Source organism: Candidatus Tisiphia endosymbiont of Mystacides longicornis (assembly GCF_964031095.1).
GTDB lineage: Bacteria > Pseudomonadota > Alphaproteobacteria > Rickettsiales > Rickettsiaceae > Tisiphia.
In genome coordinates this window covers 1,009,205-1,027,266 of the sequence record NZ_OZ035004.1, presented here as the reverse complement: position 1 = coordinate 1,027,266, position 18,062 = coordinate 1,009,205, and the positions used below count along the sequence as shown (strand labels likewise).

Annotated in this window: 13 protein-coding genes and 1 tRNA gene; 11 read left to right on the top strand and 3 right to left on the bottom strand. The window is 33.0% G+C overall.

Annotated elements, in window-relative coordinates:
• Positions 1 to 243 precede the first annotated feature (243 nt).
• The 4 genes from ACQH6S_RS05215 to ACQH6S_RS05200 all read left to right on the top strand — a co-directional run bounded on the left by ACQH6S_RS05215 (position 244) and on the right by ACQH6S_RS05200 (position 3,986).
• Positions 244 to 627 (top strand): rhodanese-like domain-containing protein, encoded by a 384-nt coding sequence (locus ACQH6S_RS05215; RefSeq protein ID WP_094648962.1) that lies wholly within the window; start codon positions 244 to 246, stop codon positions 625 to 627.
• Positions 612 to 2,021, top strand: a complete 1,410-nt coding sequence (gene dnaA / locus ACQH6S_RS05210; RefSeq protein WP_341748734.1) for a chromosomal replication initiator protein DnaA — start codon at positions 612 to 614, stop codon at positions 2,019 to 2,021. Before ACQH6S_RS05215 ends, dnaA begins: the two co-directional genes overlap by 16 nt.
• 208 nt (positions 2,022 to 2,229) lie before the next feature.
• On the top strand, positions 2,230 to 3,495 hold the full coding sequence (gene clpX, locus ACQH6S_RS05205; protein WP_094648964.1) for an ATP-dependent Clp protease ATP-binding subunit ClpX: 1,266 nt from the start codon (positions 2,230 to 2,232) through the stop codon (positions 3,493 to 3,495).
• Positions 3,496 to 3,527: 32 nt separating this feature from the next.
• The gene (locus ACQH6S_RS05200; protein ID WP_425364393.1) at positions 3,528 to 3,986 is read left to right on the top strand and encodes a hypothetical protein; all 459 of its coding nucleotides are present in this window, start codon (positions 3,528 to 3,530) and stop codon (positions 3,984 to 3,986) included.
• Positions 3,987 to 4,095: 109 nt separating this feature from the next.
• Here ACQH6S_RS05200 and ACQH6S_RS05195 read toward each other — a convergent pair whose 3' ends face one another.
• The gene (locus ACQH6S_RS05195) at positions 4,096 to 4,623 is read right to left on the bottom strand and encodes a c-type cytochrome (protein WP_094648966.1); all 528 of its coding nucleotides are present in this window, start codon (positions 4,621 to 4,623) and stop codon (positions 4,096 to 4,098) included.
• A 59-nt stretch (positions 4,624 to 4,682) separates the two neighbouring features.
• Positions 4,683 to 4,757, bottom strand: a tRNA-Gly gene (locus ACQH6S_RS05190).
• Positions 4,758 to 5,063: 306 nt separating this feature from the next.
• On the opposite strand from ACQH6S_RS05190, the gene ACQH6S_RS05185 reads away from it, so the two are divergent.
• The 7 genes from ACQH6S_RS05185 to hemF all read left to right on the top strand — a co-directional run bounded on the left by ACQH6S_RS05185 (position 5,064) and on the right by hemF (position 14,664).
• Positions 5,064 to 6,680, top strand: coding sequence for a methyltransferase regulatory domain-containing protein (locus ACQH6S_RS05185; protein ID WP_425360478.1), 1,617 nt, complete (start codon positions 5,064 to 5,066; stop codon positions 6,678 to 6,680).
• 4 nt (positions 6,681 to 6,684) lie between these two features.
• A complete protein-coding gene (gene ppa / locus ACQH6S_RS05180) occupies positions 6,685 to 7,212 on the top strand; it encodes an inorganic diphosphatase (RefSeq protein ID WP_341748730.1) in 528 nt (175 codons plus the stop codon).
• A 39-nt stretch (positions 7,213 to 7,251) separates the two neighbouring features.
• Positions 7,252 to 8,796, top strand: a complete 1,545-nt coding sequence (gene murJ, locus ACQH6S_RS05175) for a murein biosynthesis integral membrane protein MurJ (protein WP_425364392.1) — start codon at positions 7,252 to 7,254, stop codon at positions 8,794 to 8,796.
• Entirely contained in the window at positions 8,783 to 9,487 is a 705-nt protein-coding gene (locus ACQH6S_RS05170; protein ID WP_425360480.1) for a TraX family protein, read from the top strand. Before murJ ends, ACQH6S_RS05170 begins: the two co-directional genes overlap by 14 nt.
• A gap of 315 nt (positions 9,488 to 9,802) precedes the next feature.
• On the top strand, positions 9,803 to 11,893 hold the full coding sequence (gene ligA / locus ACQH6S_RS05165) for an NAD-dependent DNA ligase LigA (protein WP_425360481.1): 2,091 nt from the start codon (positions 9,803 to 9,805) through the stop codon (positions 11,891 to 11,893).
• Between the two features lie 442 nt (positions 11,894 to 12,335).
• Entirely contained in the window at positions 12,336 to 13,613 is a 1,278-nt protein-coding gene (locus ACQH6S_RS05160; RefSeq protein WP_425360482.1) for an MFS transporter, read from the top strand.
• 217 nt (positions 13,614 to 13,830) lie between these two features.
• Positions 13,831 to 14,664, top strand: a complete 834-nt coding sequence (gene hemF / locus ACQH6S_RS05155) for an oxygen-dependent coproporphyrinogen oxidase (RefSeq protein WP_410525752.1) — start codon at positions 13,831 to 13,833, stop codon at positions 14,662 to 14,664.
• A 62-nt stretch (positions 14,665 to 14,726) separates the two neighbouring features.
• On the opposite strand, the gene ACQH6S_RS05150 is transcribed toward hemF, so the two are convergent.
• A complete protein-coding gene (locus tag ACQH6S_RS05150) occupies positions 14,727 to 17,624 on the bottom strand; it encodes a PD-(D/E)XK nuclease family protein (RefSeq protein WP_425364391.1) in 2,898 nt (965 codons plus the stop codon).
• Positions 17,625 to 18,062 lie beyond the last annotated feature (438 nt).

Genomic DNA, 18,062 nt, shown 5'->3' with positions numbered 1-18,062 from the left:
TCTTTATCCAATAATATTTAATATTATAGTGAATTAACTTGAATTGGTAACGTTATAAATCCGATTGGTATTTAGCATCAGCGTCATTGCGAGGAGCCACTTTAGTGGGCGACGAAGCAATCCAAAAAAAACGATTAAATGGATTGCTTCGGAGGCTTACGCCTCCTCGCAATGACGGCACAATTGGTGCTTATTCGACACTAATTTAGGTTAATTTAATATATCAAAGAAACGCTAAACTTTATGAGCATTAAAAATATATCTTCCTTAAAAGCTTATAAGTTGCTAGAAATAGATAATAACAACATGATAATTGATGTTAGGACTGGTGAAGAATGGCAACAAGTAGGCATTCCAAAGCTTGATAAAGATAAAATAATTTTTATTAGTTGGCGTTTATTGCCTAATATGTCACTAAATAACGAATTTAAGAACCAGTTGATGTCGAAAATCAGTAATAAACATACACTATTATTCCTTTGTCGCTCCGGGGGTAGATCCTATGAAGCCGCACAATTTGCTAGTACTCTAGGTTATAAAGAGTGCTATAATATAATTGATGGTTTTGAAGGAGGAACTAATGGAGCTGGTTGGAAACAAAATAATTTACCATGGCAAATTCTGTGAATACTAACCATAATCAATTGACTATAGCAAAGGAAGTGACTTATCATAGAGATATTTGGCAACAAGTTTGCTCTGACCTTAATAAACATTACGGCGATGCCTTATATAAAAGCTGGTTCAGTAAGATTAACTTTTTAGAAGCTGCTACTAATACTGTTATACTTTCTACCCCAACAAATTTTATTCGAGATTGGGTGGAATCTAGGTATGCAAGGGCTATATTGCAATCTTGGCAATCTTATGACAAAGATATCAAATCCATTGAGATCATTACTAAAGAATTATCAGAGCAAAACCAAAATATACCTGAATATTTAGCAAAAGTTCCATCAATAAAAGAAGGAATGGATACCAATTCCGAAGGCATTTTTTCAGCCTTAGACTTACGATTTACTTTTGAAAATTTTGTGGTGGGTGGACCAAATGAATTAGCCTATGCAGCATCTAGAGCAGTTGCTGAGTCGGAAGGAGCCGTAGCTGAATCTAACCCTTTATTTTTATATGGAGGGGTCGGTCTTGGCAAAACCCACTTAATGCATGCCATTGCTTGGTATATAAAACATAATAATCCGACTCGTAAGGTAATTTACATGTCGGCAGAAAAGTTTATGTATCAATTCATCAAGGCACTCCGTAATAAAGATGTTATGTCTTTTAAAGAAGAATTTCGTTCAGTTGACGTATTAATGATCGATGATATTCAATTTATATCAGGTAAAGATAGCACCCAAGAAGAGTTTTTTCATACTTTCAATGCTTTGATTGATAATAATCGTCAAATGGTTATATCGTGTGACCGTTCCCCGTCAGATTTAGATAATATCGAAGATCGAATTAAATCCAGACTTGGCTGGGGATTGGTTGCCGATGTCCACAGTACTACTTATGAACTAAGATTAGGAATCTTAGAATCTAAACTTGAACAAATGAATATCCATATACCTAAAAATGTTGTGGAATTTTTAGCAGCTAAAATAACATCAAATGTCAGAGAGTTAGAGGGAGCTCTTAATAAAGTTATCGCTCATTCTACCTTAGTTGGTAGGGAAATAACTTTAGAAAACACCCAAAATATCTTGCGTGATTTGCTACGTTCCAATGAGAAAATTATCACCATTGAGGATATTCAAAGAAAAGTAGCTGATCGTTATAATATTAAATTTTCTGATATGTCTTCTCCTAGGCGTATTCGCTCAATAGCTAGACCAAGACAAGTAGCTATGTATTTGAGTAAAACATTAACGCCAAAAAGCCTGACTGATATCGGTAAGAAATTTGGCAAAAAAGATCATACTACAATAATGCATGCTATCAAAAAGGTAGAAGAATTATGTGAGATTGATATAGAATTCCGAGAAGAACTTAGTCTATTAATGAAGATATTGCAAAATTAAACTTTTTACAACAATGTCATTGAGGTGCTTATAGGCGTTGCTTATCGCTCCTGCTACCCAATTCTCCTGAGTTGACTATAACCTAAAGAAAATCCTTTTTTATAATATATAGGTAATTTTGAAAATATATTAGACTTAGCTAAATAACTTATCTATATTTATACTTACATAAGATAATATTAAAATCACAAATTAAAGAAGCAGAATTATGACAAGTGGTGAAGTCGAAAGAAAAGAATTAAACTGTTCTTTTTGTGGTAAAAATCAATATGAAGTAATAAAATTAATTGCTGGACCAACAGTATTCATTTGTAATGAATGTATTGAACTTTGTCTTGATATTATAAAAGAAGAAACTAAAGTAGCACTTAAGAAAATTTCATCTTCAATCCCAACACCACAAAAGATTTTTTCTACTCTTAATGATTACGTAATTGGTCAGGATCAAGCAAAAAAAGTCTTATCAGTCGCGGTATATAATCACTATAAACGATTAGAATATATCGAATCAGGTAATAATGATGTCGAATTAAATAAATCAAATATCCTGGTTATTGGCTCTACTGGCTCAGGAAAAACTCTTTTGGCACAAACCTTAGCAAAAATTCTTGATGTACCTTTTACTATGGCAGACGCCACTTCTTTAACCGAAGCTGGTTATGTTGGTGAAGACGTTGAAAATATCTTGCTAAGATTATTACAAGCAGCTGATTTTAATATAGCTAAAGCCCAACGAGGCATTGTTTATATAGATGAAGTAGATAAAATCGCTAGAAAATCCGAAAACCCTTCTATAACAAGAGACGTCTCAGGAGAAGGAGTTCAACAAGCGTTACTTAAAATCATGGAAGGAACTGTTGCATCTGTACCACCACAAGGCGGTAGAAAACACCCACAACAAGATTTTGTGCAAGTAGATACTTCCAATATTTTATTTATATGTGGCGGGGCTTTCATGGGAATAGATACTATCATTAATGCTCGTACCGCTCAAAGTTCAATTGGTTTTGCAGCAAATGTCCAGTCAAAACAAGAAAGAAACCACAGTGAAACACTAAAATCATTAGAAATTGAAGATTTAGTAAAATTTGGATTAATTCCCGAATTTATTGGTAGGCTTCCAGTAGTAGCAACTTTAGATGACTTAGATAAAGCATCCTTAGTGGCAATTCTAACCCAACCAAAGAATGCTGTTATCAAACAATATCATAAATTATTTGAGTTAGACGATGTCGAACTATCAATTGATAATGATGCTTTAGAAGCAATAGCCGAAAAAGCACTAACACGAAAAACCGGTGCTAGGGGACTCCGTTCTATAATCGAAACACTTCTACTTGACAGTATGTATAATGTTACCAATTTGAAAAAAATGCACGTACATATTTCAAAAGATGTGATAGATGGCAAAGCTCAGCCGATAGTCACTCCAAAAAATTATGTAAAAGCTACTAAAAAACGTATAGCGGGTTAGAATAACTTAGTAACAATTAATAGAATATTTATATGTTTCACAATAAAGAATTTATTACTACAGAAGTTGAAATAGCAAAAGCTAAAATAGCAGAAGTTCAAAGAACAGCAAAAGCTAAAATAGCAGAAGTTCAAAGAACAGCAAAAGCTAAAATAGCAGAAGTTCAAAGAACAGCAGAAGCTAAAAGAATAGCAGAAGCTGAATTTGTAGAAGCTAAAATGGCAGCAAAAGATGAAATAGCAAAAGCTAAAATGGCAGTAGAAGCTGAATTTAAACTAGCAAAAACTAAAATAGCAGAAGAAACTAAACTAGCAAAAACTAAAATGATAGCAGAAGCTAAAGCTAAAATGGCAGCAGAATTTGATTTAACCAGTAATGGCATTTATCCATTAAATGAGCTTAAAAAGATATCTTCCGAGGGGGCGTCATCTTTCGATGACAATTCTTCCCATTTATTGGGTAATGGGTCTGAAGAACATCATACAGAGTAATATAGTCTGATACTTACTTTTAGGGATTGATAGATGGCACAGCTCAGACGATAGTCACCAACTTCTTATCAATGACTAAGAATTACTTTAGTTATTTCCGACCAGTCTACTAGTCATGCACAAATGTCTTTAAAAACATTATAACATTAGCGATATCTTGAGGTTTATTTAAACCAGCAAAAGACATTTTTGTACCTGGTATATATTGGTTAGGCTTATGCAGGAAATGAAATAAACTTTCTTCATCCCATATCCCACCTTTGCTAGATAGAGCAGTTGAATATTTATAATTCTCTGCTTTAGCTTTTTCCGTCCCAACGATATTCCATAAATATGGTCCAACCTTATTAGCTTTACTATTGTCAAAGGAATGGCACATTAAGCATTTTTTTGCTATTTCCCTTCCAGCCTCAGCATTAGCAGTTTTCATCAATTCCTCTATATTCACTGGTGCTTCCGCAATCGCGTTCGCATCAGATCCATTAGGCGAATCTTCTGTTACTTCTACTTTGTAGCCTCGAGATTCAGGATGTAAAACTGGCTTATACAGAATATCTGTTATAAACCCTACCATCATTGCAATTAAACTGGCTAATAAAATAGAAGCAGCAATTTTATTTAACTCTATTCCAGACATATTATTAGTGTCGTCTCCGTAGAGAGAATATGTATTACTAATTAGGACAATTTTTGTACTGGAGCGGGTGAAGGGATTCGAACCCTCGACTTCGACCTTGGCAAGGTAGCGCTCTACCCCTGAGCTACACCCGCTTTTAACACACTGCAAATTGTGAATAAAAACAATTATTCTTATCCCAAATTGATGTAAAAAGGCTCACTTGCACAAAAAACAAACCCTAAATATAGGAGATACTATAAAAATATCAAGAAGAAATAGCATCAAAAAAAATTTAATTTTAAATTTTATTTACAAAACCTATAGCTAACCCGATTAGCATTACTCCATGAAGACAACTAATTAATTATCTATCCTAAAATAATATAAAAACATCTTGCTTAAAAGCACTAAATCAACTAAGAATCATTATTTTAATATTAATTTAGTTGGAACAAATTATGGGTCAAAAAAGCAATCCTAATAGTTTAGCAGAGAAGCAAACAAATAATATTAACTATGATGATTTTCCTTACGAAAGCTTTCCTTTTACTTATACAAGACCGGAGCATTTAAGAACTATAGGTCTAGTATTTGGCATGCAACCTCCTATGGTAGAGAATGCTAGGATACTTGATATTGGTTGCGGTGAAGGCGGTAATATGATCAATTTTGCTGAAAGTTACCCACAATCTTATTCTTTAGGTATTGATTTGTCAAAAACACAAATTGATAATGGACTAAAAGTAGTAAATAGTTTAGGTCTAAAGAATATTGAGCTAAAACACTTATCGATATTGGATCTTGATGAATCATTTGGTAAATTTGATTATATAATCTGTCATGGGGTAATCTCTTGGGTACCGGACGAGGTTCGTGAAAAGATTTTTGCCATATCTAGTAAATTATTAAGTCCTAACGGTATTGCCTTTATCAGCTATAATACTCTACCAGGCTGGAATATGCAAAAAACTATTAGAGATATGATGATGTTTCATAGTGCTATCTTTACTGATAAGCATGATAAACTACAACAAGCTAAATTATTATTAGATTTTGTTAGTGATTCTCTAAAAGAAAAAGAGACTCATTATTCTAAGTTTTTACACCATGAAACTAACGCTCTTAAAAATTTATCTAATTCATATTTGTTACATGAATATCTTGGAGAAGAAAATATAGCTTTTTACTTCCAAGAATTTATAAGTAACGCTAGAAAGCATAATTTAAATTATCTTGGAGACTCTTCACTTGCTGCAATGTTTGTCGGTAATTTGCCGGAAAAGACTGCAGAAAAATTACAATCGATAAATGATATTGTAAGAACTGAACAATATATGGACTTTATTAGTAATCGTAAATTTAGAACTACTTTGCTATGTCACGATAATGTCAGGCTCAATAGGGCAATTGAACCAAGTAAATTATCAGACTTTCATACTACTCTTGATATCAGACCAGCCACACCGGAAAATGAAGCAGATATTAGTAATGCAGTAGAATTGGGGTTTTACTGTAGCAATTCAGAATCTCCTGATATTTCAACGTCTTCCCCTATAATGAAAGCAGTTTTCTATACCTATGCTGATAATATTGGTAATCCTTTGACTTTAGATCAAATTACTACATTGGCTATGAAAAAGTTAGAAAAATTGCAGCTTAAAGATTTTAAAGAAGAATTAGATTCTGTAATTATCCAACTGGTGCTACAAGGATATGTACAAATATTTGCAACAAAACCTATTTCAATATATAATATTTCGTCAAAACCAAAAGTAAGTGACTTTGTAAGATATCAGGCTCAAAAATTAGGCGAAACTAATTTGTTTGTGACAAATCGGATTAACCATTTTGTTCCATTGCAGTTACATGAAAAATATATTATTGAATTATTAGATGGTACAAATTCTATCCAGCAGATTGAAGAAAAAATATTTGAAAAATTTGCTTCTGGACTATTAGTGGCGTCTGATAAAAATGGTATAGTAAGTGACGAACAGCTTATAAAGCCATATATTACCCATTGTGTAAATGTTTGCTTACAAAAATGCAAAATGAATTATTTATTAATTGGATAAAATAATGTTAGTTGAAAAAATTACTACCCTAGCTAATAATTCTGAAGAGATAAATGTAATTATCGAGATTCCAATGCAAAGTAATCCGGTAAAATACGAGATGGATAAAAAATCAGGGACACTATTTGTTGATAGATTCATGCAAACTGCCATGTTTTACCCTGGTAATTATGGATTTATCCCACATACTCTGTCAGAAGATGGTGACCCAGTAGATGTATTGGTCATAGCACATTATCCTGTTGTACCTGGTTGCGTAATTAGATCACGCCCCATTGGAGTTTTAATGATGGAAGATGAATCTGGATTGGATGAAAAAATTATTGCTGTGCCTAGCTCTAAGCTAGATATTACTTTTGATTCAATAAAAGATTTAGATGATCTTTGCCCAATGTTAAGACAACGAATAGTACATTTCTTTGAACATTATAAAGATATAGAAAAAGGTAAATGGGTGAAGGTAATTGGCTGGGAAAACGCTCAAAAAGCTAAAGGGTTAATTGATACAGGTATATCAAGGGCAAAGAGTTAGCTTTGATATAGTTGCATATACTCAAAATTGGAATAACAAATGAAAGGCGAGGGATATACATTATTTCGTTCTGGAATTATAATAGCTTTATTTACCTTAATTTCTCGTATATCTGGTCTTGCTAGAGAATTATTTGTCGCTTCATTATTTGGAGCTGGTAGTGTTGCTGATAGTGTTAATGTTGCTTTTAAATTACCCAACCTATTTAGGCGTATTTTTGGCGAGGGGGCTTTATCAGTCGTTTTTGTCCCTATTTTTAATACAAAAATCATAGAATCTCGTGAGGCGGCACGCCATTTCACCGGCGTTATATTTACTATTTTACTAATTACTTTAGTAATGGTAGTAGTACTAATGCAACTTATGATGCCTTCCTTAATGTTTATTATTGCTCCTGGTTTTCATGAATATCCAGAGAAATTTAATTTAACAATTGCTCTGTGCCGTATCACTATGCCATATTTGGTTTTTATTTCGATAGCGGCGATGCTTGGGGGTATTCTAAATTCAGTAAAGAGGTTCGCAGCTTTTGCTTTTTCTCCGATTATTTTAAATATTCTTGTGATTATTACAACGGTAGCGTTACAAGAACGTATATCTGCCCCTATATCGATTAGTTTATCTCTGGTGATTGCTGGCTTATTACAAATCATTTTTATGTTTTATTGTGTCATTAGAGTTGGTTTATCGTTTCCACTAGTTTTTGATCCATATAATAGAGATGTCAAAAAGTTTTTGTCCAATATGGGACCGGCGGTTGTTAGCTCAGGATTTCAGCAGCTTAGCTTATTTATCTCGCAATCAATAGCTAGCTTCATCGAAGGGGCGATTTCAATATTATCTTATGCAGATAGAATATACCAATTTCCTTTATCAATAATAGGGGTAACTTTTGGTACTATATTATTACCAGAATTATCGAAAACCTATCAAATGAATGATTTAAAGAAAGCGGCAAATATCCAGAATAATGCTATTAAAATTGGGCTGTTATTATCTTTACCAGCTACCTTTGGTATTATCGTGCTATCAGAACCAATCATTCATATAATATATCAGCGGGGGGCTTTTACTTATGCTGATACCATTAAAACTGCTGAGGCTATTTCTGCTTTTTCCCTTGGTTTACCAGCTTTTATACTAGCCAAAATTTTAATGCCGATTTTTTATGCTAATCATGATACGAAAACTCCTTTAAAAATAACCTTATATTCCCTTACAGTGAATACTATATTAAATATTGTTATGATGAGGCAATTTGGTCATCTTGGTATAGCTCTTGCCTGTTCTATTACCGCTTGGTATAATGTTTGGTTGTTATACGTACACACAAAGAAATATGGTCTTTCTTTTATTGATGCAAAATTATACACATTTTGTGGCAAGATTTTATTAAGCTGCATAATAATGACACTAGTAATTTGGGTAATTAAACATTATTATGCCCAATATTATTATGCCGAATTCTTATTAGTAAAAGCTTTTATGCTAGCAGCAACAATTATAGTTGGAATAGCAACGTTTTTTCTAATGGTTTTTTGTTTTAAGCTTTATCCAAAGAAATGTATTAATGATGAAAACTGAGTCTAATTATCAAGATTTTTTGAAGACTATAGCCATGATAACTATGGTAATAGATCATTTGGGGTTATATTTTTTTCCTGAGTACGAAATAATGCGAGTTATTGGTCGTACTACTATGCCGATTTTTTGCTTTTTTGCTGGCTATAATTTTCATACAAAACCAAAAATTAGAATTTTGGTAGTTGGAGTTCTGCTATATATTTTTACTACCATATTATTTAGGGAATTTACTGTAACTAATATACTTATCCCTATTTTTTTAGGACAATGCTATCTTTATTATTTTCGTAATAGCTTAAATAATTTTTTCTATAAAGGCTATTGTCATGTTGTTTTCCTTGGCTCTCTTTGGTTCTGTAGTTGGTTCCTTATTGATTACGGAACCTTATCTATGGCTATCATGCTACTTGGCTATATTGCTAAGCATGATCTAGGTAATCTCAGGCTTACCATTGCAATATCTATAATTTTGTCCATAATGCATACCATATCTATTTTTCAGTTTTCGTATATTTACGTATTTATAGTCATTATATTCGGGGTTTTAGGATATATATTTATGATCGCAAGAAATTTTGAGCAGAAAATTGCTGTAAATTTACGGATTATCAGTCATAATGCTTTATATATCTATGCTATACATCTAACAATTTTACAGTTTTTATTTTTTAAACTCTACTTATATAATTAAATCACCTTATGCATATACCTGATCAACTTAGTGTCATCCCTACGAAAGCATGTATCTATACTAGATTCCCGCCTACGCGGGAATGACAAGGGACGCGAGAATGACAATAGTGGGTGGAAATGATGGATTGCCACGCTCACATACATTCGCTCACAATGACTGATATGTACTCCAAAGGTCATTGCGAGAGGGCGTAAGCCGACGAAGCAATCCATAAATTATATTCAATTCAGGAGAATTTTGGGCTAGGAGCGACGACATCACCAACTTCTCATCAATTGACTATATATATAAATCAATTTAAACAACTACTATATGCAAGATATTCCCACTAATATTGAACAGCTTTCTGAATTAGAGGCAAAAGATTTATTAAAACAACTAGCAAATAAGATAGAAGAATATAATAAAGCCTATCACCAAGAGGATGCTCCCCTGATTTCTGATGCTGAGTATGATCAATTATTTAATTTAAATCTTGAACTTGAAAAAAAATTTCCTCATCTGATACTAGAAAATAGCCCAACTAAACAAATTGGTAGTTCTGTAGCAGAGAAATTTTCGAAAGTAACACATATCCATCCGATGTTTTCGCTTAGTAATGCCTTTGATAGTGAAGATGTATCAGAATTTATCAATAGAATAAAGAATTTTCTACGACTTGATGGTTTTCCGGCTATTTTTTGCGAACCTAAAATAGATGGTTTGTCTTTTTCTGCTACCTATGAGAATGGGATACTTACAAGGGCTGCAACAAGGGGTGATGGCTTGATTGGGGAAGATATAACGGAAAATATCAAGACTATCAAGAATTTTCCTCATGCAATAGTTGCGACATCAGCAATTTTAGAAGTAAGAGGAGAGGTTTACATTAATAAGCAGGATTTTCTATTATTAAATCAAGCTCAAGAATTATCCAAAAAAGATAAATTTGCCAATCCGCGTAACGCGGCTGCTGGGTCATTAAGACAGTTAGATTCAAACGTTACGGCAACTAGACCCCTACAATATTTTGTCTATGCTGTGGGGAGTAGCAGTAGCAAAATAGCTGATTCTCAAGATATTTTATTAGATAAGTTAAAAGAGTTAGGGTTTATCGTCAATAATATAGGGAAATTAGCTTGTTCTGAAGATGAGATGAAATCTTTCTATGAATATTTGAATTCATCTAGAGAAGAATTACCTTATGAAATTGATGGTGTTGTATATAAGCTAAATGATTTTGCTTTGCAGCAAAGAATGGGCTTTATTGCAAGGAGTCCAAGATTTGCTATTGCTCATAAATTTCCGGCGATTATTGGTCAAACTAAACTAATTAACATTACTCTACAAGTAGGTAGAACCGGTGTATTAACTCCAGTTGCTGAGTTAGAGCCGCTTTCTATTGGTGGAGTTAGGGTATCACGAGCTACCTTACATAATTATCAGGAAATTATCAGAAAAGACATACGAATCAATGATTATGTATTTTTGCAGAGAGCCGGTGATGTCATACCGCAAATTACTGCTGTAGATTTTACTAAACGTTCTAGTGAATCGTCAAAAATCGATATGCCGAAGCTTTGCCCATCTTGTGGCTCTCAGTTACATTATAATCAAGAAACTATAATTATTCGTTGCGATAATGGTTTAAATTGTCCTGCTCAAAATTATGAACGAATTTGCCATTTTACATCTAAAAATGCTTTAGATATAGATGGTTTGGGGAAAAAGCAAATAGAATTTTTGCTGGAAAAATCTTTAATCGAAAATCCTGTGGATATTTTTTATTTACAAAATAATAATGAAAAAAACTTAGTCAAGCTTGAAAATATGGTAGGATGGGGGCGAAAATCTGTAGAAAACCTATTTGCCAATATTGACAAAGCCAAAACCGTTTCCCTAAATAGATTCATTTATTCCCTAGGAATCAGACATATTGGTGAACAAACCGCCAAATTACTTGCTCGAGAATTTCAGAATTATAATAATTTCATAACAGCTATGGAATCTTTGTTAAAAGGTGAACAGCCAATTTACCAAAGGTTAAATGATCTGGAAGGAATAGGCGATAAGATTTTGCTAGATATTATCGACTTTTTTGATATTAAAGAAAATTTACAAACTATTCAGCAACTGAGTAAAATTCTAAATATTCAAGACCATAATCAACAAACAACTAAAACTGCATTATCTGGCAAGATTGTGGTATTTACTGGATCATTACTAACTCTCTCAAGAGCAGAAGCCAAATCTCAGGCAGAAAAATTAGGAGCTAAAGTAGCCAGTAGCGTTTCGTCTACCACTGATTTAGTAGTGGCAGGTAGCGATGCTGGTAGTAAACTCAAGAAAGCTAAAGAGCTGGGGATTAACATTATTGATGAAGATGAGTGGCAAAAATTAGTACTCTTACGCCCTACTCTATAGTATAAAAAGAGCAAACATGGATTGCTTCGTCGGCTTATGCCTTCTCGCAATGACATCATCTGTCATTGCGAGACCACATAGTGGTCGCGGCAATCCACACTTATTGGATTGCTTCGTCGGCTTATGCCTTCTAGCAATGACGTCATCTGTATTGCGAGACCGTGTAATGGTCGAAGCAATCTATTTCTAATTATTTTCCTGGGTTATTTCGTCAACCTAAAATTTTCCTTGCTAATAAACATTGACCACATACAACTTTTAAACTATCCGGTCTAAAACCCACTTCCCCTTCTAATTTTCGATAGTCGCCACTAAAGCAGCTTTCTGCAATGATACTTTTTAGGAAAAAAATCATCATAAGAAAATAAAATTATTTTACGCTTTATAAGTTGGTTAAGTTGTCTATAATCCGATTTAATTAAATTAATTTGATAAGATCTAGATGAGTAAACCTAAGTCCGTTTTTTTATCAGCAATTTTAGGAAATATACTAGAATATTACGATTTCACAGTATACTCCATATTTTCACTAATGATTGGTCGTACGTTTTTTTCTGAAAGTTCAGAATTTATACAAATAATGTTAAGTCTTTGTGTATTCGCGGTGGGGTTTGTTACTAGACCAATAGGCGGTATATTTTTTGGTTATATTGCAGATAAATATGGTAGGCGGATATCCTTGATTATTTCTATGCTTGGTATGACTATACCCACATTCACTATAGGGTTAATCCCTTCTTATTCTAGTATAGGAATTTGTGCACCTATAATATTGATTATAATGCGTCTCTTACAAGGTTTGTGTATTAGTGGTGAAGGTGCTGGAGCGGCTATTTTTATTCTAGAGCATCATCAAAATTTACGTCCGGGTTTTACGGCTGGTTTAGTGAATGGTTCAAATATTGCTGGTACATTAATTGCTGCTTTTGTCGGAATTATTATTGAGCAATATTTTTATCATCTTGATTTTGCCTGGCGTTTCGCATTTTTATTAGGTGGAGTTCTGGGGTTGGTTGGCTTTTATTTACGCCTTCGTATATCAGAGACTCCCATTTTTAAAATGTTAGCTGAACAGAAAAAAACTTTAAAAGCTCCTTTTATCAACGTAGTCAGGACAGCTTGGAAGGCAATGTTTTTAACATTTTGTATTGGAGCAGTTGCTAGTAGTATCATATATTTAATAAAAACTTATATCAATGTGTATTACCGCAATGTTATGCATTTTGATAATACAACTGCTCTTATTTATTTATTATATGCCAACTTTATATCAATGATATCTATGCCATTATTTGGTGGATTAACTGATATTATAGGAAAATTTAAAGTGCTAGTTTTAGTAAGTATAGCGGTCTTAATACTAATTTTACCTACTATATTATCTATGTCATTACCGTCCATATGGCAACAAATTTTTGCTCTGACTATCTTGGGCATTCTTGGTGGGGCAATAGCTGGAACAGCCTATAGCGTCATTATAGTATTATTTTCTCCTGAACAAAAATTTTCTGGGGTAGCTTTTAGTTACAATTTGGGTATTGCCATGTTTGGTGCCACTTCTACTGTTATTTCGCGTTGGCTTGTTGAAGAAACAGGCTTGTTTTATGCTCCTGCCTTTTATATTATAACTATTTATAGTATATTTTTAGTTATCATTTATTTTATGAGGAATGAAATAAGACGATTAATTAAGGCTAATAACTACAAGAGAGATATTTAAAAATTGTATAAACGTCATTGCGAGGAGACCCTAGGTCGACGAAGCAATCCATTCTAACCACTTTCCTGGATTGCATCAATGCTACTAAAGTAGCTCCTCGCAATAACGCCTGGAATATCTAAAACATTAATAGGTTAGCTATATAAAAAAATTATTTTTTATAAAAGTATTAGTGGAAGAAAATTTTGGGGTATAATGTAAATAAATTGGAAAAATTATGACAACTGATAAAGAAAAAACGATAACATGGTTTAGTGATTTACGCGATCAAGTATGTAGCAAATTAGAAGAAATTGAGCTTGAATATAGTAAGGCGAAAGGTTTAGAACCAGCAAAATTCATACGAACACCCTGGGATAGAAAAAGCGGTGGTGGTGGAGTAATGTCTATAATGCGTGGCAACTTATTTGAGAAAGTTGGGGTAAATATTTCTACAGTTTTTGGAGAATTATCTACAGAATTTAGTAAAAATATACCAGGTACAGAAAATAGTAGGCAATTTTTTGCTACTGGTATTTCTATCGTTGCTCACCTTACTTCTCCATTAGTACCAGCAGTGCATTTCAACACCCGCTATATTGAAACTGCTAATCGTTGGTTTGGCGGTGGTGGCGACCTAACACCATTTTATCCTGATAAGAATGAGACAGCAAAATTTCATACTGCTTTTAAACAAGCTTGTAATAAACATGATCCAAATTATTATCATAAATTTACAAAACAATGCGATGAATATTTTTACTTAAAACATCGGAATGAACCAAGGGGAGTAGGAGGTATATTTTATGATTATTTAAATACCGGAAATTTTAATAATGATTTTTCTTTTACTAAAGACGTAGGACAAGCATTTCTAACAGTATATCCTGAAATTGTTAGAACAAAAATGCTTCTACCCTGGAGCAAGGAACAAAGAGATTATCAATTAGTACGTCGAGGTAGATATGTTGAGTTTAACTTACTATATGATCGTGGTACATTATTTGGCTTAATGACAGATGGTAATGTTGAGGCAATATTAATGTCCCTACCCCCAGAAGTACGTTGGTAGACTGGGTTGCGTAAACATCCCTCCTTAATGTGGAGATTTAAAAGAGGGAGGTTCACGGCAACCTAATCTCTCCTAGCCAAGTAGGCATAGTCATCGTGTTTTAGTAAATCAATATCATACGAAAAGCTTTTATTCGTTATATAATATTCTAGTAATCGTATCATACCTTGTTTATGCCTAGCCAACTCTTCTTTAGTGAGTTCTATCTCTAAAGTTTGGATTATTGGTTTTGAGCTAGAAATTTTTACGTAAACAACCTGTTTAACGTTATGGATTTGCATACCAAAACCACCTTCTTGTAACATTAACGCCTCAATTATTAACTGCGGGGATAACCCAGTTTCTATATCTTTTCTACTCGGTAAGCTACCGGTTTTATAATCGATAATGCTCGCTGCCCCAAACTCATCTATCTCAATTCTATCAGCCACTCCAATTATTGTTAATTCTTGCCCAGCAATATTTAATGAAATTGCTCCTCTAGTTTCAGAATAAATATATTTACAACCATTTCTACGTTGTTCATCAAATTCAACAAAAGACTCAGCAATAGGCATAAATTTTATTTGCCAAATTTTTTGCGTATAGGTTGGTAAGATAACATCTTGTAACAGATTATTACTAATATCCAATATTAAGCCAATTTTGTTATTCTCTAACTTGTTATAATTTTTCGAATATTGCTCTAAAACCTTATGAACAAAACTACCAAATTCAGATATTTTAGGCTCCTGCCCTACCCTATCTCTACTCCTGACATTCAAAATCTTCTTAGCGTAAAAACTATAAGGATTCCGTATTAACATTTCTGTATCAGTAACTGATATTGTATCAGGAAAAATGGGGCTATACACATTATTACTACGATTAATTGACTCAACCATATTAATATTAACATTATTTTGTACATCCACTAAGTCACTTTCTGATAAATATGTTAAATAATTTTCTGAAATCAAACTTTGTTGTGCAATAAGTTGCAATTTTAGTAACAAATTCGATGGTAACAAACCAGATTTACCATCCTGTCTTTTTGATCTAGTAATTATTACTTGGGCATTATGCAGAAATAAATAAAAATAATATTGATCGATAGAAGTTCCAACAACCATATGTAATTTTTTTAACGTTTGCTCATTAATCCATTGCCTGATAGATGAGGATGATGACCAGCATCCTTGATTAAAGTCAGTTAAAATTACTAAATCAAATTTAAGTAATATTAAATCTTCTGCTTTACCAATAATTATATTTTTAGAATAATTATTATGAGCAAAATACTTACAATTAGACATTAAACCCTTCAGTAACTTTGGAAAATCTTTTTTATTATCTAAGGTTAAATTACAATTAGTATTTATTAACTCCGATAAAAAATTTGATAATTCAGCAGCTGACTGCTCATGCCAAATATCTCGGTAAAGTTTTTCAGCAATGCTAATCGAGGATTTTAATATTTTAGCAAAATTATTGCCACTATTGCTATAAAGTAAGTTTATTAGCTTCTTAGACCATTCTATTAATTCATTATCATTGGTTTTTTCTACTAAAAACAGCATTTGGCTAGATTGCCGGATAAAGCGGTTTTTACCACTCGTTAAAATCTCTAATCTTTGAACTAATTTATGATTAATCAAAGGATGCTTTAATAGTAAAAATAACTTTTTTATATCAAAATCATTACATAATATTTCACTAATGGCAATTATTAGAGAGCTAATTAACGTTTCTGATAAATTATTACCTAGCAAATCTTGGAATTCTAGGGAATATTTGGTCAAAAAATTACAATAAAAATTCTTGGTTGTTTGATTATTGACAATAATAGCTATTTTCTTATCACTAGATTGTTGGCAAATCAGACTTATTTGCTTTGCCTCTTGAAAAATATCTTCAAGCTCATAATATTTTATATGATCTACGGCTAATCGTTTAGGCTCATCAGGTATACTCGAATGCTTTGAAGAATTGGCTCCGCAAAACTTCGGGGCATTCGCGTGCTCACGTAGTTCATCTACGCCTAGCCCACTCACCCCTTGTTTTACGTTCCAATTCTCCAGATCATCCGAGTATATATTGTTACAAATTATCCGATCGAAAAGCAAATGATCTGACTGCTGATCACCCAAAAGTTGGGAATCTAATAAATTTTTATTGAGAATTGTCAGTAATTTTTTAAAGTTATATAAGCAATCTTCTTCAGGATTATAGCTATAGTCAAGTTCTCCTAAATTGACTATATCTAGATTCCCGCCTACGCGGGAATGACACATACTAATAGGCGGTAAAATTATAAAACCATCCGGTAAATTAGCAACATTCTTTAAAAAATTCCATGATATGGGATTATGCCCTACTATACCGGCTATTATCAAACTAGTATCAGCTCTTTTCAGCCTTGCTATCTCTGCATCCATCATAGTGACCTGATAATTTAGCCGATCTTGCTTTCCTAACAATTTTATCTTCTCTTGCCATTCAGAATGGACGTATTTAAGAAATTGATAAATAACACTCCAATGTTGCGATGGATTGATTTTTTCTATTTCATTTACCGAATCTATCGATAAATTATTACCAGCTAGCTGGTAAAATAACTCAGATATTGTTGAACAAAATTGCAAAGATTGGGTTATACTGAATTGTAAATCATGATAATTATGAATGATTTCTGCCAGGATAACTTTTTCTTGCAAAAACTTTATTGGCTGTAAATTTTCTGATGCGATAGCAAAAATTTCTTCACCTTCAGCCATAATATTAGACCAAGGAATAATATTTGGCAAAATCGCAATATGCTGTTTGTTAATCAAAATATTTTGTAAATTCCAACAATCGAAACCACTAGGCAATATAACCTTAAGATTGCTAATAGAATTCTTCTCACTGAAATTATCTAAAATAAAATCAGCTAATATATCTAAAAACGATAATGACGGGTTAATTCTATAGAGATTCATTAATTCCTTATTAGTTATATTATATAAATGCTATATATAACCTGGATTTGATATAACAAGTTATACCAATTCCCGAAATTAATTTATGTTGGTAATTTGTGCGTCGATCCGGTACTCGCATCACAACTGTTGAAAGTTAGAAGAGGAAGCGGTTTTAGACCTGATAGTTTAAAAATCGTATGTGGTCAACGTCTATTAGCGAGAAAGACCTTAGGTCGACGAAGCAATCCATAAAAGTAACCAAAGATGGATTGCCACGACCTACTTGCGTGGTCTCGCAATGACAGAAAACCTATCTAAAACCCGCTTTACCTTCTAACTTTCAACAGTTGTGGTACTCGCATCCTCACGTACACTTGAGTACGCTCCGGTGCTGCGTTCCGTGTCTCCTACAAATTTCTCAACCTAAATTAATTTCGAGAACTGGTATTATTCCAA